Source organism: Agromyces humi, assembly GCF_009720255.1.
Lineage (GTDB): Bacteria > Actinomycetota > Actinomycetes > Actinomycetales > Microbacteriaceae > Agromyces > Agromyces humi.
This window is the reverse complement of sequence record NZ_WJSP02000565.1, coordinates 1-1,832: the sequence shown is the minus strand read 5'-3', so window position 1 is coordinate 1,832 and position 1,832 is coordinate 1. Positions and strand designations below refer to the sequence as shown.

At 74.5% G+C, this 1,832-nt stretch carries 2 protein-coding genes; both read left to right on the top strand.

The genetic code is table 11. The features are described 5' to 3' along the window. Window positions 1–189: 189 nt before the first annotated feature. Window positions 190–597, top strand: a complete 408-nt coding sequence (locus GH736_RS22310; protein WP_159607159.1) for an NUDIX domain-containing protein — start codon at window positions 190–192, stop codon at window positions 595–597. An 89-nt stretch (window positions 598–686) separates the two neighbouring features. Continuing rightward, a partial coding sequence (locus GH736_RS25360; RefSeq protein WP_235934635.1) for an alpha/beta fold hydrolase occupies window positions 687–1,832 on the top strand: 1,146 nt, incomplete at its 3' end.

Genomic DNA, 1,832 nt, shown 5'->3' with positions numbered 1-1,832 from the left:
CCTTGCGCGCGGCCAGCTCGAGCGCGGCCACGTCGACGGGCACGGCGGGCTTCGTGCCGCTCACGCCCGCGCGGTACACGTCGGACTGCACGGCGCGCGCGTAGCCGCGGTTCGCCTCGGTCATGGGCCGCTCCTTCGCGATCGGGACTGCGAGCCAGCGTAGCGGTGGGCCCGCCTAGGGTGGAGGGGATGCCGCAGCTCCCCGACCTCCTCGTCGCCGCCATCGCACTGGTGCGCGACCGCCGGGTGCTCATGGTCACCGCGCGCGGCCGCGACGTGCACTACATGCCTGGCGGCAAGATCGACGCGGGCGAGACCGCCGCCGAGGCCGCCGCACGTGAGGCGTTCGAGGAGGTCGCGCTCGAGCTCGACCCCGCGTCGCTCGACGAGCTCTTCGAGGTGGTCGTGCAGGCGCACGGCGAGCCCGAGGGCCGGCTGGTGCGCATGCGGGTCTTCCGCGCCGAGACGGATGCCGCGCCCGCCGCATCCGCGGAGGTGGGCGCCCTGCACTGGGTGACCACCGCCGACGCCCATCGCTGCCCGCCGGCCGGCGTCGAGGTGCTGCGCCTGCTCGCGGCATCCGACCTCATCGACTGAGGGGACGCACGGTACGGTCGGACCGCGTCATCCGAGCAGCCGCTGCGCGGTTCACGCGACGTTCGGCGACGCCTCGTAGACTGCCGCTCATGTCGGTGACTCGCGAGTTCCGTCGCGGCGACGGCGTGACGGTGATCACCGAGTCGGGCACCGGCGCCGGGCCGTGCTACGTGCTGGTGCACGGCATCGGCATGGGACACCGCTACTTCTCGGGCCTCGCCGACGCCCTCGCGCGCGACGGGCGGGTGCTGGCGCTCGACCTGCCGGGGTTCGGCGAGGCGCCCGAGCCCGACGAGCCGCTGTCGATGCGCGCGTCGGGCGACTACCTCGCCGCGCTGCTCGACGCCGAGGACCTGCACGACGTGGTGCTCGTCGGCCACTCGATGGGAACGCAGATCGTCGCGGAGGCGGCCGCCCGCCACCCCGAGCGGGTCGCGAGCGTGGTGCTCATCGCGCCGACCGTGAACCCGCGCGAGCGCAGCGTGGGCATGCAGGCGCTGCGGCTGCTGCAGGACGAGTCGATCACCAAGCCCAAGGTCATGGGCCTCTCGGTCTTCACCTACCTGCAGGCCGGCCCGCGGTGGTACTTCGCGAAGCTCGGCCAGATGCTCGACCACCACCTCGAGGAGACGCTTCCGGATGTCGCGCGGCCGACGCTCGTGATCCGCGGCGAGGACGACCGCATCTCGCCGCGGGCGTGGGCGCAGGAGGTGGCGCGGCTCGTGCCGCACGCACGCTACGTCGAGGTGCCCGGACGCGGACACGAGACCATGGTGACCGCGGGCGAGCAGGTGGCCATGCTCGTCGCGGCGCACGCGCACGGCGACCGCGTGGGCGACGAGGTGCGCACGCCCGCCGAGCCCGACCTGCCGCCGGCGATCGTGCGGGGCTGGTGGTGGGCCACCGACTACGTGTACGCCGGCGCTCGGCAGCTCGCCGTGCTCCAGCCGCCGTGGGGGCTGGGGCGCCTGCGCCCGTCGCCGCGGGCGTGGGCATCGGGATCCCGGGAGCTGCCCGAGGTCATCCTGCTCCCCGGCATCTACGAGCACTGGACCTTCCTGCGGCCGCTCGGCGACGCGCTCAACACCGCCGGCCACCGGGTGCGCGTCGTCCACGGACTGGGCTCCAACCGCCGGGGCATCAGCGAGACGTCCGAGCGCCTGGGCCGCGAGGCACGCCGTGGAGCACGGACAGCTTGGCCGGGGCGTCGGCGGCGTTGGCAGGGTGTTGACGAC

Excerpts from the sequence above, each read along its gene's own strand:
- GH736_RS22310 (WP_159607159.1), top strand. The coding sequence starts at position 190 with ATGCCGCAGCTCCCCGACCTCCTCGTCGCCGCCATCGCACTGGTGCGC.